Genomic DNA, 23,450 nt, shown 5'->3' on the forward strand with positions numbered 1-23,450 from the left:
GGCGCTATGAACTGGACATGGTTCCACAAACTGGGTTCGCCCAAATGGTTCTACGAGATCAGCAGCCGCTGGCTGCCGTGGCTGGCCTGGGCGGCGTTGCTGCTGATCGTCGCGGGGACGGTCTGGGGGCTGGCTTTCGCACCGCAGGACTACCAGCAGGGCAACAGCTTCCGGATCATCTATATCCACGTGCCCGCGGCGTTTCTGGCGCAATCGATCTACGTCATGCTGGCCGTGGCCGGCGTGGTCGGGCTGGTCTGGAAGATGAAGCTGGCCGACGTCGCACTGCAGCAGGCCGCCCCCATTGGTGCCTGGATGACTTTCATCGCGCTGGTCACCGGTGCCGTATGGGGCAAGCCGACCTGGGGCGCCTGGTGGGTCTGGGATGCGCGCCTGACCTCGATGCTGATCCTGCTGTTTCTCTATTTCGGCGTGATCGCGCTGGGCCAGGCCATCAGCAACCGCGACAGCGCGGCAAAGGCCTGCGCCGTGCTGTCGATTGTCGGCGTGATCAACATCCCGATCATCAAGTACTCGGTCGAATGGTGGAATACCCTGCACCAGCCGGCCACCTTCAGCGTCACGGAAAAGCCGGCGATGCCGGTAGAAATGTGGCTACCGCTGTTGGTCATGGTGATCGGGTTCTATTGCTTCTTCGCCGCTGTCCTGTTGATGCGCATGCGCCTGGAAGTGCTGCGCCGTGAATCTCGAAGCAGCTGGGTCAAGGCTGAAATCAAGGCGCTGGTGGGTCGGGCATCATGAATTTTTCGTCGTTTTCCGAGTTTGTCGCCATGGGTCACCATGGCCTCTACGTCTGGACGTCTTACGGCATCAGCCTGGCGGTCCTGATTCTCAACGTGGCGTTGCCGGTCCTGGCGCGTCGTCGTTACCTGCAAGACGAGGCGCGCCGTTTGCGCCGGGAGGAATTGAAGTGAATCCTGTGCGCAAGAAGCGTCTGTACATCATCCTGGCCATCCTGGCGGGTGTCGGGATCGCCGTGGCGCTGGCCTTGTCCGCCCTGCAAGAAAACATCAACCTGTTCTACACGCCAACCCAGATCGCCACCGGTGAGGCGCCACAGGGCACCCGGATCCGTGCCGGTGGCATGGTCGAGGAGGGGTCGGTGCAGCGCAGCAGCGATTCGTTGACCGTGACCTTCCGCGTCACCGACTACGCGCAGACGGTCACCATCCGTTATCAGGGCATCCTCCCCGACCTGTTCCGCGAGGGGCAGGGCATCGTCGCGCTCGGCCGCTTGAACGAAGAGGGCGTACTGGTGGCCGACGAAGTGCTGGCCAAGCATGACGAAAACTACATGCCGCCCGAGGTCAGCTCGGCGCTGGAAAAAAGCGGCAAGAGCAAACCCTACGGTGCTGGCATGCAGGAGGGTGCGAAATGATTCCTGAACTTGGTCATCTGGCAATGATTCTGGCGCTGTGCCTGGCGGTGGTGCAGGGCACCCTGCCGTTGATCGGCGCCTGGCGCGGCGACCGGCAGTGGATGGGGTTGGCGCAGCCGGCGGCGTGGGGCCAGTTCTCCTTCCTGGCGTTTTCCTTCGCCTGCCTCACTTACGCATTCATGGTGGATGATTTCTCGGTCGCCTACGTCGCGCAGAATTCCAACAGCGCATTGCCCTGGTATTACAAGTTCAGCGCGGTGTGGGGCGCCCATGAGGGCTCGCTGCTGCTGTGGGCATTCATCCTCTCGGGCTGGACCTTCGCGGTGTCAATCTTCTCGCGGCAACTGCCCGAGGACATGCTCGCCCGGGTGTTGGGCGTGATGGGGCTGATCAGCATCGGTTTCCTGTTGTTCCTGATCGTCACTTCCAACCCCTTCGATCGCCTCCTGCCGCAAGCGCCGATGGACGGCCGCGATCTCAATCCTCTGCTGCAGGACTTCGGGCTGGTGGTGCATCCACCGATGCTGTACATGGGCTATGTCGGATTCTCGGTGGCCTTCGCCTTCGCTATCGCCGCATTGCTCGGCGGTCGCCTGGATGCGGCCTGGGCTCGCTGGTCGCGCCCCTGGACACTGATTGCCTGGGCCTTCCTCGGCACGGGTATCGCGTTGGGCTCCTGGTGGGCCTACTACGAGCTCGGTTGGGGCGGCTGGTGGTTCTGGGATCCGGTCGAAAACGCCTCGTTCATGCCCTGGTTGGTGGGAACCGCGTTGATCCACTCGCTGGCGGTCACGGAAAAGCGTGGGGCGTTCAAGAGCTGGACGGTCCTGCTGGCGATTGCCGCGTTCTCGCTCAGCCTGCTGGGGACCTTCCTGGTTCGCTCCGGTGTGCTGACATCGGTCCATGCCTTTGCCACCGATCCGGCGCGCGGGGTCTTCATCCTGGCCTTCCTGCTGGTGGTGATCGGCGGCTCGCTGACGCTCTTTGCGTTGCGTGCGCCGGTGGTCAAGAGCCAGATCGGCTTCGGGCTGTGGTCACGCGAGACGCTGCTGCTGGTCAACAACCTGCTGCTGGTCGTCGCCACCTCGATGATTCTCCTGGGCACCTTGTATCCGCTGCTGCTCGATGCGCTGTCCAACAGCAAGCTCTCGGTGGGGCCTCCCTACTTCAACGCCATGTTCCTGCCGCTTGTCGGTGCGCTGCTGCTCGCCCTGGGCGTAGGCGTCCTGGCGCGCTGGAAGGATACGCCGGTGAAATGGCTGGTCGGCATGCTTACGCCGGTGCTGATTACCAGCGCCGTGCTCGGCGGACTGGGCTCGATGCTGTTCGCCGACTTCCACTGGGCCGTGCTGGCGGTGTGTCTGCTGGCGGCCTGGGTGGTCAGTGCGGGTGTTCGTGACCTGCTGGACAAGACACGCCACAAAGGCCTGCTCAAGGGCATGCGCAGCTTGGCCCCGAGCTATTGGGGCATGCAGCTGGCGCACTTCGGCCTGGTCGTCTGCGCATTGGGCGTAGTACTCACCAGCCAGCAGAGCGACGAGCGTGACCTGCGGTTGGCACCTGGTGAGTCGACGCAGCTAGGCGGTTACAGTTTTGTCTTCGATGGCGCCAAGCATTTCGAAGGTCCGAATTTCACCTCGGACAAGGGCACCATTCGTGTCTTCGATGGCGATCGCCAGGTCGCCACGCTGCATCCGGAGAAGCGCCTCTATACCGTGCAGCAGATGCCGATGACCGAAGCGGGGATCGACGCCGGACTGTTTCGCGACCTCTACGTTGCCCTCGGCGAGCCGCTGGAAAATGGCGCCTGGGCGGTCAGGGTCCACGTCAAACCCTTCGTGCGCTGGATCTGGCTGGGTGCTTTGCTGATGTCGCTCGGCGGAGTCTGTTGCGTGAGCGACAAGCGTTATCGGGTGAAGGTCCGGACTCGAGTCCGTGATGCGCTCGGTATAGCCGAGCAAGGAGCCTGATATGAAACGACTGTTAATGTTGCTGCCGCTGGCGATCTTTCTGATAGTCGCCGTATTTCTCTACCGGGGGCTGTTCCTGGATCCGACCGAGCTGCCGTCGGCGCTGATCGGCAAGCCGCTGCCGTCCTTCTCGTTGCCCTCGGTGGAAGACTCACAACGGCTGATAACCGTCGAAGACATCAAGGGCAAGCCCGCGCTGGTCAACGTCTGGGCAACCTGGTGCGTGGCCTGCAAGGTCGAGCACCCGGTGCTCAACCAGCTGGCCAAGCAGGGCGTGACCATCTACGGCGTCAACTACAAGGATGACAACGCGGCGGCGCAGAAGTGGCTGCGCGAGTTCCACGACCCCTATCAACTGAACATCAGTGATGCGCAGGGCAGCCTGGGCCTGGATCTGGGTGTGTATGGCGCGCCCGAAACCTTCATCGTCGACAAGCAGGGCATCATCCGCCACAAGTACGTGGGAGTCATCGACGAACGCGTCTGGCGTGAGCAGCTTGCCGCCCTGTATCAGGAGCTGATGGAAGAATGAAGCAGCTGATTCGCGGGATACTGCTGACGCTGTGCCTGGTGGGCAGCGTGCAGGCGGCGATCGACGCCTATGAATTCAATACCGACGCCGAGCGCGAGCGCTACCGCACGCTGGTGGAAGAACTGCGCTGCCCGAAATGCCAGAACCAGAACATCGCCGACTCCAACGCTCCCATCGCGACGGACCTGCGTCGCGAAATCTACCGCATGGTCGAAGCAGGGCAGAGCAACGAGCAGATCGTTGACTACCTCGTGGCTCGTTACGGTGACTTCGTGCGCTACAAGCCCCCGGTCAATGCCAAGACGATCGTGCTCTGGTATGGCCCCTACGCGCTGCTGGTGCTCGGCTTGTGCGTGCTCGCGTTCATCCTGGCGCGGCGCCGGAGAAGCGCCAGCGATTCATCGTCGAAGACCCTTTCAGAGGCCGAGCGCAAGCGCCTCGCCACGTTGCTGGATAGAAAACAACCATGATCGATTTCTGGATAGGCGCGGGCCTGCTGTTGCTGGTCGCCCTGGCGTTCCTGCTGTTGCCGTTGATGCGAGGCCGTCATTCACAAGCCGAAGAGGATCGCACCGCACTCAACGTCGCACTCTACCAAGAGCGGCTCGCCGAGCTGGCTGGCCAGCACGCGGCCGGCACGCTCAGCGCGGAACAGTTCGAGGCGGGGCGGGCGGATGCTGCGCGCGAACTGTTGGACGATACCGAGGGTAGCGATACCCATCGTCGCAACAACCTGGGCCGAGCCATTCCGCTGATCGCTGCGATCGTCATGCCGTTATTGGGCTACGGACTGTACCTGCACTGGGGGGCGAGCGATAAGTTGCAGCTGGCGCGGGAGTTCGCCGACCAACCTCAGTCCATGGAAGAGATGGTCGGGCGCCTGGAGCGGGCGGTGAAGGCTCAACCCGAATCCGCCGAGGCCTGGTATTTCCTGGCGCGCGCCTATATGCGCGAGGACCGTCCGGCCGACGCTGCGGCCGCCTACGAGCGGTTGATCAGCATCGCGGACCGTCAGCCGGACCTCCTTGGGCAATGGGCGCAGGCCCTGTATTTCGCCGAGAATCGCCAGTGGTCGCCGAAGATGCAGGCGTTGACCGACGAGGCCTTGCAGGGTGATCCGCATGAGGTCACCAGTCTCGGCTTGCTGGGTATTGCCGCCTTTGAAGAACAGCGCTTCGAGGAAGCGATAGGCTACTGGGAGCGGCTGGTGGCAACCCTGCCCGTCGAAGACCCGTCGCGGGCCGCCATTCAGGGTGGTATCGCCAGGGCGCGTGAACAGCTTGGCGAGCCTGCGACGGCGAGCGTGGAGAAGCCGGCTGGCGAAGCGGCGGCGCCTGCGGATGCGGGATTGACCGTCGAAGTCCGACTGGATGCCGCGTTGGCCGACAAGGTGAGCCCCACCGACACGGTGTTCGTCTTTGCCCGTGCGCTGTCCGGCCCGCCGATGCCGCTTGCAGTCAAGCGGCTGACGGTGGCCGATCTGCCCGCGACCGTCAATTTGAGCGATGCCGATGCAATGACACCACAGCTTCGCTTGTCCAACTTCGAACAGGTCAAGCTGGTCGCCCGCATCTCGCGCGATGGCAACGCCACTCACGGCCAATGGCAGGGCAGCAGTGGCCCGCTGGCGCCGAGCGCGGAAGGCGTGGCCAAGCTGACCATCGATCAATCGGAGGCGCCCTGATCGCAGGGCCCAGAGGCAGAACAATGGCGAGCGATTCGTTTCCGTCAGCGGCTTTTCGGTTGTCCCGGCTAGCGAGCGTAACGGCGCTCGCCTTGCTGTTGGGAGCCTGCGCCGGCAATCCTTACCAGACGTCCGAGCCCACTAATCGGCCGATCCCGCCGGCCCCGGTACCGCGTGAGCCGGCCGTCACACCGCCACCGGTGCGTACGCCGCCGGCGCCACGTCCACCGGCGACTCAGAAGAGCCATCCACGCTATGCGCCACCTCCTCATGCGGCTGCGCACTGGGACAATCGCTTGGGCGTCTATGTTGTTGAGGGGCGGGACCTGTTCTACCGGGAGCGCCTGTATTACCGCTGGGATGGCGATTGGTACTGCGCCGGGCGCCCGGACGGCCCCTGGGAGCCGGTCGCGCCGCCCAGCGTTCCGACCGGATTGCGCGGGCTGCACTGATTCCGCCGAGCTGGCGACTACCGACCTTCGGCATTAAAGGCGCGTCGGTGGCTGCCGATAAGGGTTTCAGGTACAGCGAGCTAGCCAGCCGCGCAGGCGTAACCATCGTCATTCTTCACCCGGAGCGAGTCCATGAGTGCAGCAGTCAAACGTCTTGAGGAAACCGGCAATGCGCTGCGTGATGCCTTGGCCCATCAAGACTGGACTGCCATCAGCGTTCTGGATCTGCAATGCCGACAGGTTGTCGAAGCCGCGGTGGCTGCATCTGCCGAGGACGCGCCGGCTATTCGCGAGGGCTTGCAGGAGCTGGTAGGGCTCTATCGTGAACTGGTCACAACCTGCCAGACCGAGCAGCAGCGGATTGCCGACGAGCTGCGACAGCTCAATCAATCCCGGCAAGGCGCACAGGTATACAAGCTGTTCGGCTGAGCGCTGGCTAGCCTTCCGATGCTGGCGCTATAAACAACAGCCTATCGCCAACCGCGGTGCAACTCTCGCAGCCGGAACTTTCGCCTCGGAACTCGAATTGCCCGTAACGTGGCTAATGGATTCGAAGACGTCCATGATCCGGGTGATCGACTCCGGCAGACCGAGCGCGCTTGCAGTGCATTTTCCTGTTCTGCATCAATACTCAGCGACCTTCTCTATACTTTTGTCGTTGAATCACGTCATAAATTTGACTCGAGTCGTTTTTTTTAATTAACTACCGACTATCTGCCGACGATGTGGCCGTCTCTACGAGACGAGCGCAGGCTTCCTTTCAGCCTCTAGAGCTATAAACAAGATGTGGCGTGAAACCAAGATTTTGTTGATAGATGACGACCATGACCGTCGCCGTGACTTGGCGGTCATTCTCAATTTTCTGAGCGAGGATCATCTGGCCTGCGCTAGCAACGAGTGGCAGGACGTAGTCGGTGCGCTGGAGTCGAGCCGCAGCGTGCTAGGCGTGATGCTTGGCGATGTGTCGGCCAAGGGCGGGGCGGTGGAGCTGCTCAAGCAGATCAGCAAGTGGGACGAGAACTTGCCGCTCATGCTGATCGGCGAACCCGTGCCGGCGGATTGGCCCGACGAGATCCGTCGCCGTGTGTTGACCAGCCTGGAGATGCCGCCGAGCTATAACAAGCTGCTCGATTCGCTCCACCGGGCCCAGGTCTACCGGGAAATGAACGACCAGGCCAAGGCGCGCGGGCGGCAACGCGAGCCCAATCTGTTTCGCAGCCTGGTAGGCACCAGCCGCGCTGTACAACATGTCCGGCAGATGATGCAGCAGGTCGCCGACACCGAGGCGAGTGTACTGATCCTCGGTGAGTCGGGTACTGGCAAGGAAGTCGTCGCGCGCAATCTCCACTATCACTCCAAGCGCCGTGGCGGGCCGTTCGTTCCGGTCAACTGTGGAGCGATTCCTGCCGAGCTGTTGGAAAGCGAACTGTTCGGTCATGAGAAGGGGGCGTTCACCGGCGCTATCACCTCCCGGGCCGGTCGTTTCGAGCTAGCCGAAGGGGGCACGCTGTTCCTCGACGAAATTGGCGACATGCCGCTACCGATGCAGGTCAAGTTGCTGCGGGTGCTGCAGGAGCGCACATTCGAGCGCGTGGGCAGCAACCGAACGCAGAATGCCGATGTGCGCATCATCGCTGCGACCCACAAGGACCTGGAAAAGATGATCGTCGACGGGAGTTTCCGCGAGGATCTGTATTACCGCCTCAATGTCTTTCCGATCGAAATGGCGCCTCTGCGCGAGCGCATTGAAGACATTCCCTTGCTGATGAACGAGCTCATATCGCGCATGGAACATGAAAAGCGCGGCTCGATTCGCTTCAACTCCGCGGCGATCATGTCGCTGTGCCGTCACGATTGGCCAGGTAATGTCCGTGAGCTGGCCAACCTGGTCGAGCGCATGGCGATCATGCACCCCTACGGGGTCATCGGCGTGATGGAGCTGCCGAAGAAATTCCGCCATGTCGACGACGACGACGAGCAGTACGCCATTGGCATGCACGACGAGATGGAAGAGCGCGCGGCAATCACTGCACCCATCGTTAGCGCGGATGCGCATGCGATGCTGCCCGCCGAGGGGCTCGATCTGAAAGATTATCTGGGCAATCTGGAACAAGGGCTTATCCAGCAGGCCCTTGACGATGCCAACGGCGTCGTTGCGCGCGCCGCCGAGCGCCTGCGCATCCGACGCACCACGCTGGTGGAGAAGATGCGAAAGTACGGCATGAACCGTCGCGACGACGATCTCGACGAGTAAGTACCCACCACGCAGCCGATCGGCTGCGTGGCTCCCTCGTGGAAAACCGCCAGGCATGATCCTTGCTGGATGAGCTGCACCGACCATCTTTTGACGGATAGTGCAGTGACTTCAGCGTCCGCTTCATCAGCGTTGCCTCCGCCCCCTGGCGAATCGCCTGCCGAGCTTGAACAATCGATCGAGCTGATTGCGCGCGTATCCGGGCGCCTGGGTGAATCTCAACAGCTGTTACAGGCACGTGTCGCCGAGCTGAAAGGGCAGTTGGCCGAAACCAGCGCCAAGGAGCTGCAGGCGTTCGACGAAAAAGAGCGCCTGGCCAGACGCTTACAGAGCCTGTTGGATCTGCTGCCCGGTGGCGTCGTCGTCATCGACGGTCAGGGCGTGGTTCGTGAAGCTAACCCGGTAGCCTTGGAGCTCCTTGGCGCGCCGCTCGAAGGTACGCTTTGGCGCGAGGTGATCGCTCGCAGCTTCGCCCCACGCAGAGACGATGGTCACGAAATTTCGCTGAAGGACGGGCGACGCCTGTCCATCGCCACGCGCTCGCTCAATGGCGAGCCAGGCCAGCTGGTACTGCTGACGGATCTGACCGAGACCCGCCGGCTGCAGGAGCAGCTGGCACGTCATGAGCGCTTGTCCGCGCTCGGTCGGATGGTGGCTTCGCTGGCCCACCAGATCCGCACACCGCTTTCCACTGCGCTGCTTTATGCCAGCCATCTGGAGCAGGGCGGGTTATCGGCTGAACACCAGCAACGCTTCGCCGGGCGGTTGAAGGACCGTCTGAACGAACTGGAGCATCAGGTCCGCGACATGCTCGTGTTTGCGCGCGGCGACCTGCCACTGGAGGATCGCCTGGCCCCTGCCGACTTGATGAACGCCCTGCATGCCGCGGCTGCCGTTCGGCTGGACGGCGTTGCGGTCCGTTGGCAGTGCGATGCCTGCGACGGTTCGCTGCTGTGCAACCGCGACACCTTGGTCGGGGCGTTGCTCAATCTGATCGAGAACGCCCTCCAGGCTGCGACCGACGCGCCTCGGCTGAAGGTACATCTGTATGCGCGGGCGTCATGGCTGTACGTCAGCGTCAGTGACAGCGGGGCTGGAATGGATGCCGCGACCCTGACGCGACTCGGTGAGCCGTTCTTCACGACCCGTGCGACCGGCACAGGGCTGGGCCTGGCTGTCGTCAAATCGGTGGCGCGTGCTCATTCGGGCGCGCTCAGCCTGCGCTCCAAGCCCGGCCGGGGCACCCGTGCCTTGTTGCAGCTGCCGCTGCTGCCGGCGGCTGTGCCGTCCATTTCGGAGTAGATCCATGACCGCAACGATTCTGTTGGTCGAAGACGACCGCGCTTTGCGAGAGGCTCTGGGCGACACGCTTGAGCTCGGCGGCTATCGCTACCTGGCGGTGGACAGCGCAGAAGCTGCACTGCTGGCGCTGAACAAACAAGACTTCGGCCTCGTCGTCAGCGACGTCAACATGCCGGGTATGGACGGCCATGCGCTGCAGGTACTGGTCCGCCAGCGTTATCCGCAGGTGCCTGTCTTGCTGATGACCGCATACGGCGCGGTGGAGCGGGCAGTAGAGGCAATGCGCCAGGGGGCGGTGGATTATCTGGTCAAGCCGTTCGAACCGAAGGTCCTGCTCGAGTTGGTCGCCCGGCATGCTTGCGGGCAGCTTGGTGCAGCGGATGCCGAGGGGCCGGTGGCGGTCGAGCCGGCGAGCCGCCAGTTGCTCGCGCTGGCGGCGCGGGTCGCGCAGAGTGACTCGACCGTGCTGGTTTCCGGTGAATCAGGCACCGGTAAAGAGGTGCTGGCCCGCTACATCCACCAGCAATCCAGCCGCGCCAACAAACCATTCATCGCTATCAATTGCGCAGCGATCCCGGACAACATGCTCGAGGCGACGCTGTTCGGCCACGAGAAAGGCGCCTTCACCGGCGCCATCGCGATGCAGCCGGGTAAGTTCGAGCTGGCCGAAGGCGGGACGCTGCTGCTCGATGAAATATCCGAGATGCCATTGGCGCTGCAAGCCAAACTGCTGCGCGTGCTACAGGAGCGCGAGGTCGAGCGCGTCGGGGGACGCAAGCCGATAGCGCTGGATATTCGCATCCTTGCCACCACCAATCGAGATCTGGCTGAGGAGGTGCGCAGCGGGCGCTTTCGAGAGGACCTCTTCTACCGCCTTTCGGTCTTTCCGCTTGCCTGGCCGCCGCTGCGTGAGCGACGGGCGGATATCGTGCCGCTTGCCGAGCGGCTGTTGCGCAATCATGCGGGCAAGATGCGCCAAACCGGCGTGCGCCTCAGTGACGAGGCGTGCCAGTGCCTCATCGAACATGCTTGGCCGGGCAACGTACGCGAGTTGGATAACGCCATTCAACGGGCGCTGATCCTGCAGCAAGGCGGCGCGATCATGCCAGCCGATCTTTGCCTGACCGCTGCGGTCGGCGCCACGCTCGGTAGCGTATCGAGCCCTGCGGTGCCGGTAGTCCGCTTGCCCATGTCGCCTCCTGCGCAGACCGAGGCGGCCGGCGCCCTTGGCGACGACCTTCGTCGCCGAGAGTTCGAACTGATCCTCGATACGCTGCGCAGCGAGCGCGGGCGGCGCAAGGAGACTGCCGATCGACTGGGCATCAGCGCGCGCACCCTGCGTTACAAGCTGGCGCAGATGCGTGACGCTGGCGTAGACACCGAGTCGGCTCTGCGCCGGGCCTGAATCGAGCGCTGCAACGCGGCTCTGATAAGCTACCGTCATCAGCGCTGACGAGGGTGTAGGTGTGGACGAAGGCTTCTGGCAACGACGTTGGGCACGCAACGAAATCGGTTTCCATCTGATCGAGGTCAACCCTTATCTACGCCGTCACTGGCCGGATCTGCGGCTGGCCGATGGCGTTCGGGTGCTGGTGCCGCTATGCGGCAAGAGTCTCGATATGGCGTGGCTGGCCCAACAAGGCCATGCGGTGCTTGGGGTGGAATTGAGCGAGGGCGCCGTGGAGGATTTCTTCCGTGAGCACGACCTCGGCGCCGAAGTCAGCGTGGAGGGCGACTTTCGGGTCTATCGTGCCGGGACGCTGGAGATCCGTTGTGGTGATTTCTTCGCGCTCAGCGCAGACGACGTTTCCGACTGCCAGGCGGTCTACGACCGCGCTGCGCTGATTGCGCTCCCGGAGACCATGCGTAGGCGCTATGTCGAGCACCTTGGGAACATCCTGCCGTCGAACTGCCGAGGCCTTCTGGTTACGTTGGATTACCCGCAGGAGCAGATGTCGGGTCCGCCCTTCGCCGTGAGCGATGCGGAGGTCCAGCAAGCGTTGGGTAGGCGTTGGCGAGTCGAGTTGCTGGAACGGGCGAACGTGCTCGACGAACGCAACTGGAAGTTTCTACAGCGTGGGCTGACGCGTTTGGAAGAGAGCTGCTATCGGCTTGAAGCGCATCTAGCGCGCTAATGACGCCAGTGGGAAGCGTTGAGCGTTGACGGGCGCGGAGCAACGGCGCCCAGGACATCCCAAGTAAGACCTCAATAAAAAGGGCGGCTGATGCCGCCCTTGTCTCGATCCGTTGATCAGCCGCGCTGACGCAGGGCTTCGATACGGTCTTCCAGCGACGGGTGGGTCATCAGCAACCCGGCCAGGCCGTTGCGCAGGGCGCCGTTGATGCTGAATGCCTTGAGGCTGTCGGGCATATCGACCGGAACGCCCTGTTCCGCCTGCAGGCGCTGAAGCGCCCCGATCATGGCACGGGTACCCGCCAGCTGCGCACCGGCCTCGTCGGCGCGGAATTCGCGTTTACGCGAGAACCACATGACGATGATGCTGGCGAGGATGCCCAGCACCAGCTCGGCAAAGATGGTTGCGATGAAATAGCCAATGCCGTGGCCGTCCTCGTTCTTCAGGATGGCGCGGTCCACGAAGCTGCCGAAGATCCGCGCGAAGAACATGACAAAGGTATTCACCACGCCTTGGATCAGGGCAAGCGTTACCATGTCGCCGTTGGACACGTGGCCGATTTCATGAGCGAGGACCGCCTTGACTTCATCTGGCGAAAAACGCTCGAGCAAGCCCTGGCTGACCGCTACCAGTGCGTCGTTCTTGTTCCAGCCGGTCGCGAACGCGTTGGCTTCGTAGGCGGGGAAGATACCAACTTCGGGCATCTTGATCCCGGCTTCGCGGGACAGCTGCTCGACCGTTTGCAGCAGCCACTGCTCATGGCGCGTGCGGGGCTGGCTGATAATCTCGGTCCGCGTGCTCATCTTCGCCATCCACTTGGAGATGAACAGCGAGACCAGCGCGCCGGCGAAGCCAAAGACGGCACAGAACGCCAGCAGGCTGCCGTAGTTCTGACCGGTGTAACGATCCACTCCGAGCAGCTTCAGGGTGATGCTGGCAACGACCAATACAGCCAGGTTAGTGGCCAGGAACAAGAAAATGCGCATCATATTTGCGGCAAACTCCAAGAGGAACAGTAAAGAACGATAGGCTATATAAGGTGCGGGTCGGCGCTATTCAACCGGGCGACTATTTCAAGCTATGTCGCCTGCCGTGTCGGCGCGCTCAGACGCGGCGGGGCGATGGCTGGCTCAAGAGGTGGCGTGTCAGCTGCGCGAGGCGCTCGCCATGCCCTTCGCGCAATGCCTGGCGTAGCTGATAGGCCAGGCTCGACCGTACGCGGCGCACGCTGGCGGGCAGGCTGTCGTGGTCGTTGGCGGGCTCGGAGAGGCTGCTGGTCAAGCGCAGAAAGGCCTTCTCGGTCAGCGTCGCCTGGTCGATGGCGAGAAACTGGATGGTGCTTTCGAAGCGCAGATAGCCCTCATCGGCCAGCCATATCAGCGCGCCCAGGCAGCTCTGGTGGCGTGTGCTGGGCAGGCCGAACTCGTCTGGCTCTTCATGGCCAATCAGATCGTCGACGTAAAGCGTGATCTTGCGCGGGAACGCCTGATAGAGCATCAGCAGGCCGGCGGCGGCGTCGTGGTAGAAGTCGTCGACCTGCAGATCCATCGATGCTTACTGGCTATAGGTCTTCAGGAAGCCGCCGATGCGGCCGATCGCCTGCTCGAGGTCGTCGACGCGGGGCAGGGTGACGACCCGGAAGTGGTCCGGCCAGGGCCAGTTGAAGGCGGTGCCCTGGACGATCAGCAGCTTTTCCGACAGCAGCAGATCGAGCACGAACTTTTCGTCGTTGTGGATCGGGCAGACCTTGGGGTCGATCCGCGGGAAGGCATAGAGCGCACCCATCGGCTTGACGCAGCTGACCCCCGGGATGTCGTTGAGCAGTTCCCAGGTGCGGTTGCGTTGTTCGAGCAGCCGGCCCGGCGGCAGTACCAGGTCGTTGATACTCTGATAGCCGCCCAACGCGGTCTGGATCGCATGTTGTGACGGCACGTTGGCGCACAGCCGCATGTTGGCCAGGATGTCGATGCCTTCGATATAGCTTTGCGCCTTATGCTTCGGACCGGTGATCACCACCCAGCCGGAGCGGAAGCCGGCGACGCGGTATGACTTCGACAAACCATTGAAGGTCAGGCAGAGCACGTCTGGTGCCAGCGAGGCGGTGCAGACATGGACGGCGTCATCGTAGAGGATCTTGTCGTAGATCTCGTCGGAGAACAGCACCAGCTTGTGCTGGCGCGCCAGCTCGACCATGCCCTCGAGCACTTCGCGCGGGTACACGGCACCGGTCGGGTTGTTCGGGTTGATCAGCACCAGTGCCTTGGTGTTCGGCGTGATCTTGGCCTTGATGTCGGCCAGGTCCGGCCACCAGTTGGCTTGCTCGTCGCACAGGTAATGCACCGGCTTGCCGCCAGCAAGGCTCACTGCGGCTGTCCACAACGGATAATCCGGGGCGGGAATCAGCACTTCGTCGCCGTTGTTGAGCAGCGCCTGCATCGACATCACGATCAGCTCGGAGACGCCGTTGCCGAGGTAGATGTCCTCGATGGTTACGCCGTCCACCTGCTTTTGCTGGTAGTACTGCATGATCGCCTTACGCGCGCTGAACAGGCCTTTCGAATCGCTGTAGCCCTGCGCGGTCGGCAGATTGCGGATCACGTCCTGCAAGATTTCTTCAGGGGCTTCGAAACCGAACGGCGCCGGATTGCCGATGTTCAGCTTGAGGATGCGATGGCCTTCCTCTTCCAGGCGTTTGGCGTGCTTGAGCACTGGCCCACGGATGTCGTAGCAGACATTGGCGAGCTTGTTCGATTTGCTGACCTGCATGATCCTGAATGTCCCGAAGTGAAGACGCGCCCGGCTCTTGATGGCTGGCGTCGTTTGGCATGAACCCGGGCGCCTTGGCAGCCGGAAACCCCGCTGCCAGACTAGGCGTCTAAGAGCAACGCATCATACGTGCGGCCCGATCCTCGGAAAAGGTACAGATCCGCCTTATTTAAGAGCGCCTCTGTTTCCGCTTTCGCTCGCGGCCACGCCGGCCCGGCCCTCGGGTTGCGGCGAAACGGGACAGACCCTTAGGAGGTTACCGATGGACAAGCTTGAAAAACCGCTCGAGGCCTGGCGTGAAGAACTTTCCGACGAGCAATTCCAGATCTGTCGACTCGGCGCGACCGAACGTCCGTTCACTGGTAAATACAACGAGACCAAGGCCCCGGGTATCTATCACTGCGCCTGCTGTGACGCGCCATTGTTCGATTCGGACGCCAAGTTCGATTCCGGCTGCGGCTGGCCGAGCTACTTTCAGCCGGTCAGCGACACCGCCATCCGCAGCCTCGATGACTTCAGCCACGGCATGCACCGTATCGAGGTCAAATGTGCTCGCTGCGATGCCCATCTGGGGCATGTCTTTCCGGACGGCCCGGCGCCCACCGGCCTGCGCTACTGCATCAACTCGGTATCGCTCAATCACAAGCCGCGCGAGGCCTGAACGGCCATCGCAACGCATCATCAGGTGCCGCCATGCGCGATCCACTGCTTGAAATTCCCTGCACCACCATCGATGGGCAGCAGACGACGCTGGCCGATTTCAATGCCAAGGCGATGCTCGTGGTCAATACGGCCAGCAAGTGCGGTTTCACTCCTCAGTACAAGGGGCTTGAAGCGCTTTGGACGCGCTACCGTAAGCAAGGGCTCGTGGTGCTGGGCTTTCCCTGCGACCAGTTCGGCCACCAGGAGCCGGGCGACGAGGAGCAGATCGCTGCCTTTTGCGAGCGCAACTTCGGCGTCAGCTTTCCGCTGTTCGCCAAGGTGCTGATCAATGGCGGCGACGCCCATCCCTTGTTCGCAGCCCTGAAAAAGCGTGCGCCGGGCTTGCTCGGCAGCAAGGCCATCAAGTGGAACTTCACCAAGTTTCTGATTGCCGATGAAGGCCGGACAGTGGAGCGCTTCTCCTCGCGTACGCCGCCGGAAGCGTTGGCGTCGCGCATCGAGGCGTGGCTGTGATTGCCCCGCTGTGCCGTGCCTGAGTGGCGCGGCAGCTTTTACTGCATTTTTTTGTCTGGAGTCGCTTCAATGGATGTCGAGCTGAAAGCTTTTTTGCAGCGTGCTGAGGCGCTGATGACGCGTCTGGAGCCGTTGCTGCCGGCGCCGAGAGCGCCGATCGACTGGGCCGCCAGTCTCGCCGCACGCTGGCACCGCGAAGGGCAGGGTGGTTATCTGCAGCCACTGAGCGTCTCGCTCGACCTGAAGCTGGCCGATCTGATCGGCATCGACCGCCAGCGGGAGCTGCTGTCCAGCAATACCCGCCAGTTCGTTTCAGGATTGCCCGCCAATCACGTCCTGCTCTGGGGCGCGCGTGGCACGGGCAAATCCTCGCTGATCCGCGCGCTCCTGGCCGAGCATGCTTCAGCGGGGCTGCGTCTGATCGAAATCGAGCGCGATCATCTGGCGGACCTGCCGAAGGTCGTCGATCAGCTTTCCGGGCAGCCGCAGTATTTCGTCGTGTTCTGCGACGACCTTTCGTTCGAGGCCGGCGAAGGCGATTACCGCGTGCTGAAAAGTGTTTTGGACGGTTCTCTGGAGCGCGCGCCAGAGAACGTGCTGCTGTACGCCACCTCTAATCGACGACATCTGGTGCCCGAGCGGCAGAGCGATAACGAAAACTGGCAGATGATCGATGGCGAACTGCACCCCAACGAGGCGGTGGAAGACAAGATTGCGCTGTCGGATCGCTTTGGCCTGTGGCTGTCGTTCTACCCCTTCAGTCAGGAGCATTACCTGAACGTGGTGCGGCATTGGGTCGGCTCGCTGGCCGAGCAGGCCGGGCTGAGCTGGAAGTGGGATGACGCGCTGGAGAAGGATGCGATTCGCTGGGCGACGGCTCGCGGCAATCGCAACGGCCGCTGCGCCTATCAATTTGCCCGGCAGTGGGTGGGCATTCATCTGCTCTGAGGTGCGGCAGGTCAATTCCCTGGCGAAACTTGCGCTGCCGCCTTATTCGACCGCTATCGCACGTTTGCCGCGCTTCCGACAACAGAGGCGTGGCGTGGCTTTGAACGCTATGTAGGAGGCCTGACCTCGGGCCGAAGCTTTTGATCGTTTTGGCTTCAGGGCCAGGCTTCAAGCTCCTACCTGCCACGGCGAGCCCTCAGCTGGACTGGCTCGCTTGTTTACCCATTTCGATGAGTTTGGCAGTGGTCCGCTGTTCGCTGGGCAGCACACTTTGTACCGATGGCCGCTCTTTCATTCTCGCGAAGTGCGCAGCCAGTGCCGGCCAACGATCCGCGTCGAGCCGTTCGCCGCCGTGCTCCATGTTGATCAGTTGGCAGGTAAAGGTGATGTCGGCCATCGACAACCGTTCGCCCACGAAGAACGGCTTCTCGCCGAGCTGGCGTTCCAGATAGTCGAAGTGAGGCGGAAGCTTCTGGGTCAGCGCACTCTGCACGCTCTCTTCGTTGCACGGATGGCCAGAACTCGGTTTCAGCACCCGGTTGCGGAAAATGCCGAACGTCGTCAGCGGGGCGAGTTCGTAGTCGGCGTATTTTTCCAGCCAGCGGATTTGCGCACGTTCCACTGGGTTGCTTCCATACAGCGGAGCACTCTGCGCGTAGGTCTCTTCAAGGTATTGGCAGATCACGCTCGAGTCGGCCAGGCAGAGCTCACCATCTTTCATGGCCGGAATGCGCCCCAGCGGATTGAGCTGCAGATACCACTCGGGAGGCGTGAAAGGCATGACGATCTCGAGTTGATAGTCCAAGCCTTTTTCCAGCAGGCACAGGCGCACCTTGCGAACGAAGGGCGAGAGCGGGGCGCCGAATACAGTCAGTGACATCGAGTTTCTCCACGCGGACACGGTGACGGCGAAAAAAGACGGGGAGGCCAGCATCGATCACCCGCGCCATCGAGCGGCGGCCGTGCATGGTTCGATTACTGGTTCCGCAACGCCCGTCTCAGCCTAATAGATGTTGTTTTTCTTCCAGTCGTCTTCGCTTTCCATGCTTTTCAAACCTTCGGCCAGCTCGCTGGGCTCGTCAAGCTTGGGTTGCTGTTGCGTTTGCTCGAGCTTGTTGGCATGGGCGTAGTGCGCTTCGAGCGGCTTCAATAGGGCCTGGTAGTCGGCCGGGTTTGGCTGTTTGCGAATATGCTGAATGCCGCGTTCGAAGGCGAGGCGCGCCTTGTGCGCACTGCCTTGTTGTAACGCCTGTTGACCTACGTTGGTGAAGTATTCGACATGCAGCATGACCATCATGCGCTGAATCTGCTGCAACCAACGCTTGGCCGCCGGGGTGTCGAGCTGCTGTTGCTTGTTGGCCCAGACGATCTGCGCGTGCAGATCCTCGAGCAACAAACGAACCTCCTTGGCCTGCGCCTCGGTGGTCACCTTGACCGGCGCATTCGGAACAGGGATGTCGTCGCCCTTCGCTACGGCGCTGCGCAGTGCATCGATTCGGGTACTGAGCGTCGCGTTCTTCTTGTCCAGCGGCAGCAGCTGTTCAGCCAGGTGCAATTCCAGGCGCGTCAGCAGCGACTTGAGCGGCGGCGTCATCATCTGCCCTGGCATTTGGTCGGACAGATTGGCGCAACGGCGCATACGGTCGCTCAGTTCGGCGCGTAAGCGTGCCTTCTCCAGGTTGTTCTTCTCTACGATCTGGTTGATCACGCCAATCGCTATCAATACGAACAGGCCAGCAATGACCAATCCTGTTATCAGAACCGGGGACACGGGGCGCACCTCTCTAACCGACGGTTTTGTGCCGAGTGTAGAGCGTTGGATGGCAAGCTGATAGCTCGACACTACCCACCGGATCGGCGCCGGAAAAAATTTTCACATGACGCTTGACGGCCCTGGGTAGGCTCCATAGAATGCGCGCCACTTGCAGCGAGAAGCACATCGCAGACGCTGGAAGCCGGAATGAAAGCTGAAGTTTCCGGGCAGCGTCCCCTTCGTCTAGTGGCCTAGGACACCGCCCTTTCACGGCGGTAACAGGGGTTCGAGTCCCCTAGGGGACGCCATTATTGCGTCAAGTCAAGCGGGAATAGCTCAGTTGGTAGAGCACGACCTTGCCAAGGTCGGGGTCGCGAGTTCGAGTCTCGTTTCCCGCTCCAAATTTGCTTCAAGCCTCATCGAAGGTGACGAAGCGCAGAAAAGCGACCCAAGGGTCGCTTTTTTTGTTTCTGCGTTCTGGCCCCCCTGGCATTCGCCCTCTCTACTCATCCTGTGCTGGTGCGCGCCGCATGTTGCGAAGCGCAGGGCTGCTGGGCGCCCGCTTCGAATTCTCCCCGCCGTATCGCTGACTGCCGCTACGCGTGGCGCGCGCTGATGCGCAGCACGCGCCTGGTGTTTTTTAACTTGTCATCCTGCGTCCCGACATGAAGCGCGGACGTGAGGTCATGACTCGCGGCATGCCGAAAGACCGAAACAAGCAGCGTCTCCATCAGCCGCCAGGCCTTTTACGTGCCGCTTGATAGTAAATATATAGAATCATATATTGTAATTATCTTAACTGTAGGGCCGGTCATGACTCCTGATCTTGATATTGATATTGATATTGACCAGCTAAAAACGAAGGCGGCGTCCGCCTCGGCGCTGTTGAAGGCTCTCGCCAATCCTGACCGCCTGCTGCTGCTGTGCCAGCTGTCCCAAAGCGAACGCAGCGTCAGCGAGCTCGAGCAGCTGCTGGGCATCCAGCAACCCACGCTGTCGCAACAGCTGGCTGTGTTGCGGCGCGAAGGGCTGGTGGCAACGCGCCGTGAAGGCAAGGTGATCCACTATCGGATCAGCAGCCCGGAGGCGTTGGCAGTGATCGAAACCTTGTACCGGCTGTTCTGCGAGGGGGACCAGCAATGACGATCGATTGGGTCCACTTCACGCCCTGGGCTGCGCTGGGTGGAGGGGTGTTGATTGGCGCCGCCGCCGGTTTGTTCGTGCTGCTCAATGGCCGTATAGCGGGCATCAGCGGCCTGCTTGCCAGCGTGCTGGACCCTGCAGCCGAAGGCCGAGGAGAGAAGCTGTTGTTTCTTTTCGGTTTGTTGATCGCGCCGCTCTTGTGGGGGCTTTTTGGCGCGCTGCCAGTAATGGCGTTCCAGTCTGGCTGGGTTGGGTTGCTGGTGGCCGGCCTGCTGGTCGGCATAGGCACGCGTTACGGGGCGGGTTGCACGAGCGGCCATGGCGTCTGCGGCATCGCGCGACTGTCGAGGCGCTCCGTCGTGGCGACCCTGGTGTTCATGGCCGCCGGTTTCGCCACTGTTTTTGTCCTCCGTCATCTGCTGGGAGGCTGACTATGCGCAAGCTGACTTCATTCATGGCCGGCCTCTTGTTCGGCCTTGGTCTGCTGCTTTCCGGGATGGCTAACCCGGCGAAGGTGATCGGCTTTCTGGATATTGCGGGCGGCTGGGATCCGTCGCTGGCGCTGGTGATGCTCGGGGCGATTGGAGCGGCGCTGCTGCCCTTCGGCTGGGCTAAACGGCATGAGCGCTCGCTGCTCGATGCTCCGATGCAGTTGCCCAGCCGGCGCGAGCTCGACGGGCGATTGATCGGCGGCAGCCTGCTGTTTGGCATCGGCTGGGGCATTGCAGGCATTTGTCCGGGGCCGGCGATCGCGGTTTTGCTCAGCGGGCATTGGCAGATCGCCTTGTTCGTACTGGCCATGCTGGCCGGCATGTTGCTGTTTTCTGCGCTGGAACGCCGGCGCGCTTGCTGACCGGGAGGTCATTGCTATGAAAGCCAACGTCGGAACCATTGATCGGACGCTGCGGATCGTTATCGGGCTCGCGCTTATCGGGTTGGCGCTTGCGGGAGTAATTGGCATGTGGGGTTGGGTCGGCGTGCTGCTAGTGGTCACGGGTGCCTTTCGCTTTTGTCCGGCCTACCGGCTGCTCGGAGTCGGGACCTGCAGGCGTTGCGATATCAAGTCCTGACCGGAGCCACTGACAGCGTGCCCGTTCGGGCAACAGAAGGCCGGCCAAAATGCAGGCCTTTTTTTTTACGGACGGGCTTGTTCGACGAACTCATGTGCGTGCTTCTTTTGCGTTCTCCTTCACGCGGCAAAGGTGATCGCGCTGCTGCTCGAGCGCGCTTCGGGTGGTCTGCGGATCCAGCGCGCGCAAGGCTTCGTACTGGCTGATGAAAACCTGTCCACCGAAGTGCTGCAGAAAGTCCGTGCGCCGCAGGCGGTCCATCACCGGTCCCTTGACCTCCGACAGGTGCAGTTGTACCCCGGCGATATGCAGGCGAGCGGTGATCGCTTGCAGGCTGTCCAGTGCACTGGCATCGATCAGGTTTACGCCCGGGCACATCAGTACCAGATGTTCGGCTTGGGGGTGGCGGCCGATCAGTTCGGCAATGCGATCTTCCAGAAAGCGGGCGTTGGGGAAGTAAAGGCTCTCATCAACTCGCACCGACAGTACCTTTGGGCTTTGCACCACGGAGAAGCGTTCGATGTTGCGGAAATGCTCGCTGCCCGGCAGTTGCCCGACCACCGCGACGTGAGGCTGGCTGGTGCGCCAGAGGAACAACAGCAATGATAGGCCGACTCCCATCAGGATGCCGCTTTCCACACCGACCGTGAGGACGCCGAGCATCGTCGCGGCCATGGCGACGGCGTCCTGCGGCGAATAGCGCCAGGTGCGCCGCAGCGCTGCCAGATCCACCAGGCTGAGTACCGCCACGATGATGGTCGCGGCCAATACGGCGTGCGGAAGATTGTGGAACAGCGGGGTGAAGAACAGAACCGTGATTCCGATGCCGGCTGCGGTGAAAGCACCGGCCAAGGGCGTCTGAGCGCCGGCATCGAAATTGACCACGGAGCGAGCGAAGCCACCGGTTACCGGGAGCCCGCCGCTCATGGCTGCCGCAATATTGGCGCCGCCCAGGGCGACCAGCTCCTGATTCGGTTCGATGCGTTGACGGCGCTTGGCTGCGAGGGTCTGCGCCACCGACACGGATTCGACGAAGCCCACCAGGCTGATGAGCACCGCCGCTGGCAGCAGTTCGATCACGAGCGCCAGATTCCACGAAGGCAGGCTTAGCGACGGCAAGCCCCGTGGCACCTCACCAACGACTCGTACCCCGGCATCGGCGAGACGAAAGACGCTGACGGCCCCTATCGCCAGTAGCAAGGCGGCGGCAGGCCCGATTCTGCTTAAGGTGCCGGCAAGCCCCGGTCGCACACCCAGGCGCAGCAGCCACTTGGCCAGCCAGGTGCGCACCAGATAGAGGAAAAGCAAGCTCGCGGTGCCCACTAACAGCGTCGGCAGGTGCGCGTGCGGTAGGGCGTCGATCAATCCCGGGACGAGTGCGAGGGCATTCCCGCCGCCAACGGAGACGCCGAGGATGTGCTTGAGCTGGCCAAGGGCAATCAGAATGCCCGAGGCACTGATGAACCCGGAAATCACCGGGTGGCTGAGAAAATTGGCGAGAAAGCCCAGGCGCAGCACCGCCATCGTCAACAGGATCGCGCCGGAGAGCATGGCCAGGAGCATCGCGGCGCCGGCATATTCGGCACTGCCTGACGCGAACAAGGGGCTCAGCGCCGCTGCCGTCATCAGCGATACCACGGCGACCGGGCCGACTGCCAGGGTGCGGCTGGTGCCGAACAGGGTATAGGCGAGCAGCGGCAGGATACTGGCGTAAAGCCCCGTCACCGGCGATAGGCCTGCAAGCATGGCGTAGGCGAGGCTTTGCGGAATCAGCATCAGGGTAACGATCGCTGCGGCCAGGCTGTCCTTGGCCGCAGCGCTGCGATCGTACTCTTTCGCCCAAGTCAGGCAGGGCAGATAGCGCGCCAGTCGTGGCTTCATGGCTGTGCTCCCCAGAGGCATCGCTCGGATGCGGCTCAACGCCTGAGTGTGTTACGGCGGCTGTTACAGCACGTCGAGAGGGATCTTCAGGTAGCGTACGCCGTTGCTTTCGGGCGCCGGCAGCTCACCGCCACGTATGTTGATTTGCACCGATGGCAGGATCAGCGCGGGCATCGCCAGGGTGGCATCGCGGGCAGTGCGCATTGCCACGAACTCGTCCTCGGTCACGCCTTCATGTATGTGCACGTTATGCTCGCGCTCCGTGGCGACGGTCGTTTCATAGCGAAAGTCCTCGCGGCCAGGGGCCCTGTAGTCATGGCACATGAACATCCGCGTCTCGCCAGGCAACTGGAACAACTTTTGAACCGACCGGTAGAGCGTCCGCGCGTCGCCGCCGGGGAAGTCGCAGCGGGCGGTGCCGTAATCCGGCATGAACAGCGTATCTCCAACGAACGCAGCGTCGCCGATCACGTAGGTCATGCAGGCGGGCGTGTGTCCCGGCGTATGCAATGCGCGCGCTTGGATAGCGCCGACCTGGAAGGCCTCGCCGTCTTGGAACAGGTGATCGAACTGGCGTCCGTCGGTGGCGAACCCGGCCCCTACATTGAACAGCTTGCCGAACGTCTCTTGCACCACCGTGATCCGGTCGCCGATCGCCAGGTGTCCGCCCAGGCGTTCTTTCAGGTATGGCGCGGCGCTCAGGTGATCCGCATGCACGTGGGTTTCGAGGAGCCACTGCACGTTCAGGCCGTGCTCATGCACGAATGCGATCAGCCGGTCGGCGGAGGCATGTGAGGTGCGTCCAGTGGCTGGATCGTAATCGAGCACCGAATCGACCAAAGCGCACTGGCGTGTATCTGGATCACTGACGACGTAGCTAAACGTGAAAGTTGCCGGATCGAAAAACGCGTCAACCTGGGCGTTCATCTCTGAGTTCCTCTCGGTTGATCGGAGGGATAGTTGCGGTAGATGATATTCCTGATTT

27 protein-coding genes and 2 tRNA genes are annotated in these 23,450 nt (G+C 62.2%); 22 read left to right on the top strand and 7 right to left on the bottom strand.

The window, feature by feature from the left end; all coding sequences use genetic code 11:
* Positions 1–6: 6 nt before the first annotated feature.
* The 13 genes from KCX70_RS08440 to KCX70_RS08500 all read left to right on the top strand — a co-directional run bounded on the left by KCX70_RS08440 (position 7) and on the right by KCX70_RS08500 (position 11,728).
* Complete coding sequence (locus KCX70_RS08440; RefSeq protein ID WP_212619884.1) at positions 7–762, top strand: heme ABC transporter permease; 756 nt, start codon at positions 7–9, stop codon at positions 760–762.
* Positions 759–935 carry a heme exporter protein CcmD gene (ccmD, locus tag KCX70_RS08445; protein ID WP_021207758.1) on the top strand — a complete coding sequence of 59 codons (177 nt, stop codon included), beginning with the start codon at positions 759–761 and terminating at the stop codon, positions 933–935. Before KCX70_RS08440 ends, ccmD begins: the two co-directional genes overlap by 4 nt.
* Positions 932–1,399: a cytochrome c maturation protein CcmE gene (gene ccmE, locus KCX70_RS08450; protein ID WP_021207759.1), complete on the top strand. Its 468-nt coding sequence runs from the start codon at positions 932–934 to the stop codon at positions 1,397–1,399. The genes ccmD and ccmE overlap by 4 nt, the downstream gene beginning before the upstream one ends.
* Positions 1,396–3,369 carry a heme lyase CcmF/NrfE family subunit gene (locus tag KCX70_RS08455; protein WP_212619885.1) on the top strand — a complete coding sequence of 658 codons (1,974 nt, stop codon included), beginning with the start codon at positions 1,396–1,398 and terminating at the stop codon, positions 3,367–3,369. The genes ccmE and KCX70_RS08455 overlap by 4 nt, the downstream gene beginning before the upstream one ends.
* Before the next feature lies 1 nt (position 3,370).
* Positions 3,371–3,901 carry a DsbE family thiol:disulfide interchange protein gene (locus tag KCX70_RS08460; protein WP_212619886.1) on the top strand — a complete coding sequence of 177 codons (531 nt, stop codon included), beginning with the start codon at positions 3,371–3,373 and terminating at the stop codon, positions 3,899–3,901.
* Entirely contained in the window at positions 3,898–4,371 is a 474-nt protein-coding gene (locus KCX70_RS08465) for a cytochrome c-type biogenesis protein (protein WP_212619887.1), read from the top strand. The genes KCX70_RS08460 and KCX70_RS08465 overlap by 4 nt, the downstream gene beginning before the upstream one ends.
* A complete protein-coding gene (gene ccmI / locus KCX70_RS08470; RefSeq protein ID WP_212619888.1) occupies positions 4,368–5,585 on the top strand; it encodes a c-type cytochrome biogenesis protein CcmI in 1,218 nt (405 codons plus the stop codon). The genes KCX70_RS08465 and ccmI overlap by 4 nt, the downstream gene beginning before the upstream one ends.
* Before the next feature lie 23 nt (positions 5,586–5,608).
* Entirely contained in the window at positions 5,609–6,037 is a 429-nt protein-coding gene (locus KCX70_RS08475; protein WP_080656825.1) for a hypothetical protein, read from the top strand.
* Between the two features lie 132 nt (positions 6,038–6,169).
* On the top strand, positions 6,170–6,466 hold the full coding sequence (gene fliT / locus KCX70_RS08480) for a flagellar protein FliT (protein WP_021207764.1): 297 nt from the start codon (positions 6,170–6,172) through the stop codon (positions 6,464–6,466).
* A gap of 355 nt (positions 6,467–6,821) precedes the next feature.
* Positions 6,822–8,291, top strand: a complete 1,470-nt coding sequence (locus tag KCX70_RS08485) for a sigma-54 dependent transcriptional regulator (RefSeq protein ID WP_021207765.1) — start codon at positions 6,822–6,824, stop codon at positions 8,289–8,291.
* Between the two features lie 69 nt (positions 8,292–8,360).
* Positions 8,361–9,593 (top strand): sensor histidine kinase, encoded by a 1,233-nt coding sequence (locus tag KCX70_RS08490; RefSeq protein ID WP_212619889.1) that lies wholly within the window; start codon positions 8,361–8,363, stop codon positions 9,591–9,593.
* Positions 9,594–9,597: 4 nt separating this feature from the next.
* Complete coding sequence (locus tag KCX70_RS08495) at positions 9,598–10,998, top strand: sigma-54-dependent transcriptional regulator (protein ID WP_212619890.1); 1,401 nt, start codon at positions 9,598–9,600, stop codon at positions 10,996–10,998.
* Positions 10,999–11,059: 61 nt separating this feature from the next.
* A complete protein-coding gene (locus tag KCX70_RS08500) occupies positions 11,060–11,728 on the top strand; it encodes a thiopurine S-methyltransferase (protein WP_212619891.1) in 669 nt (222 codons plus the stop codon).
* Between the two features lie 116 nt (positions 11,729–11,844).
* On the opposite strand, the gene htpX is transcribed toward KCX70_RS08500, so the two are convergent.
* From htpX to KCX70_RS08515, 3 genes are all read right to left on the bottom strand, one after another.
* Positions 11,845–12,717, bottom strand: a complete 873-nt coding sequence (htpX, locus tag KCX70_RS08505; RefSeq protein WP_212619892.1) for a protease HtpX — start codon at positions 12,715–12,717, stop codon at positions 11,845–11,847.
* Positions 12,718–12,832: 115 nt separating this feature from the next.
* Positions 12,833–13,276 (bottom strand): hypothetical protein, encoded by a 444-nt coding sequence (locus KCX70_RS08510; RefSeq protein ID WP_212619893.1) that lies wholly within the window; start codon positions 13,274–13,276, stop codon positions 12,833–12,835.
* 6 nt (positions 13,277–13,282) lie between these two features.
* Entirely contained in the window at positions 13,283–14,494 is a 1,212-nt protein-coding gene (locus tag KCX70_RS08515; RefSeq protein ID WP_212619894.1) for a pyridoxal phosphate-dependent aminotransferase, read from the bottom strand.
* Positions 14,495–14,756: 262 nt separating this feature from the next.
* Here KCX70_RS08515 and msrB point away from each other — a divergent pair, with 262 nt between their 5' ends.
* The 3 genes from msrB to KCX70_RS08530 all read left to right on the top strand — a co-directional run bounded on the left by msrB (position 14,757) and on the right by KCX70_RS08530 (position 16,618).
* Entirely contained in the window at positions 14,757–15,155 is a 399-nt protein-coding gene (gene msrB, locus KCX70_RS08520) for a peptide-methionine (R)-S-oxide reductase MsrB (protein WP_212619895.1), read from the top strand.
* Between the two features lie 32 nt (positions 15,156–15,187).
* Entirely contained in the window at positions 15,188–15,670 is a 483-nt protein-coding gene (locus KCX70_RS08525) for a glutathione peroxidase (protein WP_212619896.1), read from the top strand.
* 69 nt (positions 15,671–15,739) lie between these two features.
* A complete protein-coding gene (locus KCX70_RS08530; protein ID WP_212619897.1) occupies positions 15,740–16,618 on the top strand; it encodes an ATP-binding protein in 879 nt (292 codons plus the stop codon).
* 196 nt (positions 16,619–16,814) lie between these two features.
* Here KCX70_RS08530 and KCX70_RS08535 read toward each other — a convergent pair whose 3' ends face one another.
* Both KCX70_RS08535 and KCX70_RS08540 read right to left on the bottom strand, forming a co-directional pair.
* Positions 16,815–17,498 carry a glutathione S-transferase family protein gene (locus KCX70_RS08535; protein WP_212619898.1) on the bottom strand — a complete coding sequence of 228 codons (684 nt, stop codon included), beginning with the start codon at positions 17,496–17,498 and terminating at the stop codon, positions 16,815–16,817.
* Positions 17,499–17,621: 123 nt separating this feature from the next.
* Positions 17,622–18,389 carry a hypothetical protein gene (locus tag KCX70_RS08540; protein WP_212619899.1) on the bottom strand — a complete coding sequence of 256 codons (768 nt, stop codon included), beginning with the start codon at positions 18,387–18,389 and terminating at the stop codon, positions 17,622–17,624.
* A 214-nt stretch (positions 18,390–18,603) separates the two neighbouring features.
* On the opposite strand from KCX70_RS08540, the gene KCX70_RS08545 reads away from it, so the two are divergent.
* The 6 genes from KCX70_RS08545 to KCX70_RS08570 all read left to right on the top strand — a co-directional run bounded on the left by KCX70_RS08545 (position 18,604) and on the right by KCX70_RS08570 (position 20,584).
* Positions 18,604–18,679 (top strand) — tRNA-Glu (locus KCX70_RS08545).
* 17 nt (positions 18,680–18,696) lie between these two features.
* Positions 18,697–18,772 (top strand) — tRNA-Gly (locus KCX70_RS08550).
* Between the two features lie 412 nt (positions 18,773–19,184).
* Positions 19,185–19,514 carry an ArsR/SmtB family transcription factor gene (locus KCX70_RS08555; protein WP_212620303.1) on the top strand — a complete coding sequence of 110 codons (330 nt, stop codon included), beginning with the start codon at positions 19,185–19,187 and terminating at the stop codon, positions 19,512–19,514.
* Positions 19,511–19,945: a YeeE/YedE family protein gene (locus tag KCX70_RS08560; protein WP_212619900.1), complete on the top strand. Its 435-nt coding sequence runs from the start codon at positions 19,511–19,513 to the stop codon at positions 19,943–19,945. The genes KCX70_RS08555 and KCX70_RS08560 overlap by 4 nt, the downstream gene beginning before the upstream one ends.
* Positions 19,946–19,947: 2 nt before the next feature.
* Positions 19,948–20,367 carry a DUF6691 family protein gene (locus KCX70_RS08565; RefSeq protein WP_212619901.1) on the top strand — a complete coding sequence of 140 codons (420 nt, stop codon included), beginning with the start codon at positions 19,948–19,950 and terminating at the stop codon, positions 20,365–20,367.
* Between the two features lie 16 nt (positions 20,368–20,383).
* Positions 20,384–20,584, top strand: a complete 201-nt coding sequence (locus KCX70_RS08570) for a YgaP family membrane protein (RefSeq protein WP_212619902.1) — start codon at positions 20,384–20,386, stop codon at positions 20,582–20,584.
* Positions 20,585–20,674: 90 nt separating this feature from the next.
* Here KCX70_RS08570 and KCX70_RS08575 read toward each other — a convergent pair whose 3' ends face one another.
* Entirely contained in the window at positions 20,675–22,465 is a 1,791-nt protein-coding gene (locus KCX70_RS08575) for a SulP family inorganic anion transporter (RefSeq protein ID WP_212619903.1), read from the bottom strand.
* A 63-nt stretch (positions 22,466–22,528) separates the two neighbouring features.
* Positions 22,529–23,392 carry an MBL fold metallo-hydrolase gene (locus KCX70_RS08580; RefSeq protein ID WP_212619904.1) on the bottom strand — a complete coding sequence of 288 codons (864 nt, stop codon included), beginning with the start codon at positions 23,390–23,392 and terminating at the stop codon, positions 22,529–22,531.
* Positions 23,393–23,450: the final 58 nt, after the last annotated feature.

It is taken from the genome of Stutzerimonas stutzeri, from assembly GCF_018138085.1.
In the GTDB taxonomy this organism is placed as follows: domain Bacteria; phylum Pseudomonadota; class Gammaproteobacteria; order Pseudomonadales; family Pseudomonadaceae; genus Stutzerimonas; species Stutzerimonas stutzeri_AI.

What these genes read in the sequence shown, in the direction of transcription:
- KCX70_RS08555 (WP_212620303.1), top strand. Translation starts at nt 19,185, where the DNA reads ATGACTCCTGATCTTGATATTGATATTGATATTGACCAGCTAAAAACG.
- KCX70_RS08485 (WP_021207765.1), top strand. Translation starts at nt 6,822, where the DNA reads ATGTGGCGTGAAACCAAGATTTTGTTGATAGATGACGACCATGACCGT.
- KCX70_RS08510 (WP_212619893.1), bottom strand. Translation starts at nt 13,276, where the DNA reads ATGGATCTGCAGGTCGACGACTTCTACCACGACGCCGCCGCCGGCCTG.
- KCX70_RS08475 (WP_080656825.1), top strand. Translation starts at nt 5,609, where the DNA reads ATGGCGAGCGATTCGTTTCCGTCAGCGGCTTTTCGGTTGTCCCGGCTA.
- KCX70_RS08530 (WP_212619897.1), top strand. Translation starts at nt 15,740, where the DNA reads ATGGATGTCGAGCTGAAAGCTTTTTTGCAGCGTGCTGAGGCGCTGATG.
- KCX70_RS08465 (WP_212619887.1), top strand. Translation starts at nt 3,898, where the DNA reads ATGAAGCAGCTGATTCGCGGGATACTGCTGACGCTGTGCCTGGTGGGC.
- KCX70_RS08570 (WP_212619902.1), top strand. Translation starts at nt 20,384, where the DNA reads ATGAAAGCCAACGTCGGAACCATTGATCGGACGCTGCGGATCGTTATC.
- KCX70_RS08495 (WP_212619890.1), top strand. Translation starts at nt 9,598, where the DNA reads ATGACCGCAACGATTCTGTTGGTCGAAGACGACCGCGCTTTGCGAGAG.
- msrB (WP_212619895.1), top strand. Translation starts at nt 14,757, where the DNA reads ATGGACAAGCTTGAAAAACCGCTCGAGGCCTGGCGTGAAGAACTTTCC.
- ccmI (WP_212619888.1), top strand. Translation starts at nt 4,368, where the DNA reads ATGATCGATTTCTGGATAGGCGCGGGCCTGCTGTTGCTGGTCGCCCTG.
- KCX70_RS08580 (WP_212619904.1), bottom strand. Translation starts at nt 23,392, where the DNA reads ATGAACGCCCAGGTTGACGCGTTTTTCGATCCGGCAACTTTCACGTTT.
- KCX70_RS08515 (WP_212619894.1), bottom strand. Translation starts at nt 14,494, where the DNA reads ATGCAGGTCAGCAAATCGAACAAGCTCGCCAATGTCTGCTACGACATC.
- KCX70_RS08490 (WP_212619889.1), top strand. Translation starts at nt 8,361, where the DNA reads ATGAGCTGCACCGACCATCTTTTGACGGATAGTGCAGTGACTTCAGCG.
- KCX70_RS08535 (WP_212619898.1), bottom strand. Translation starts at nt 17,498, where the DNA reads ATGTCACTGACTGTATTCGGCGCCCCGCTCTCGCCCTTCGTTCGCAAG.
- KCX70_RS08565 (WP_212619901.1), top strand. Translation starts at nt 19,948, where the DNA reads ATGCGCAAGCTGACTTCATTCATGGCCGGCCTCTTGTTCGGCCTTGGT.
- KCX70_RS08575 (WP_212619903.1), bottom strand. Translation starts at nt 22,465, where the DNA reads ATGAAGCCACGACTGGCGCGCTATCTGCCCTGCCTGACTTGGGCGAAA.
- htpX (WP_212619892.1), bottom strand. Translation starts at nt 12,717, where the DNA reads ATGATGCGCATTTTCTTGTTCCTGGCCACTAACCTGGCTGTATTGGTC.
- KCX70_RS08440 (WP_212619884.1), top strand. Translation starts at nt 7, where the DNA reads ATGAACTGGACATGGTTCCACAAACTGGGTTCGCCCAAATGGTTCTAC.
- KCX70_RS08455 (WP_212619885.1), top strand. Translation starts at nt 1,396, where the DNA reads ATGATTCCTGAACTTGGTCATCTGGCAATGATTCTGGCGCTGTGCCTG.
- KCX70_RS08525 (WP_212619896.1), top strand. Translation starts at nt 15,188, where the DNA reads ATGCGCGATCCACTGCTTGAAATTCCCTGCACCACCATCGATGGGCAG.
- KCX70_RS08460 (WP_212619886.1), top strand. Translation starts at nt 3,371, where the DNA reads ATGAAACGACTGTTAATGTTGCTGCCGCTGGCGATCTTTCTGATAGTC.
- ccmD (WP_021207758.1), top strand. Translation starts at nt 759, where the DNA reads ATGAATTTTTCGTCGTTTTCCGAGTTTGTCGCCATGGGTCACCATGGC.
- fliT (WP_021207764.1), top strand. Translation starts at nt 6,170, where the DNA reads ATGAGTGCAGCAGTCAAACGTCTTGAGGAAACCGGCAATGCGCTGCGT.
- KCX70_RS08560 (WP_212619900.1), top strand. Translation starts at nt 19,511, where the DNA reads ATGACGATCGATTGGGTCCACTTCACGCCCTGGGCTGCGCTGGGTGGA.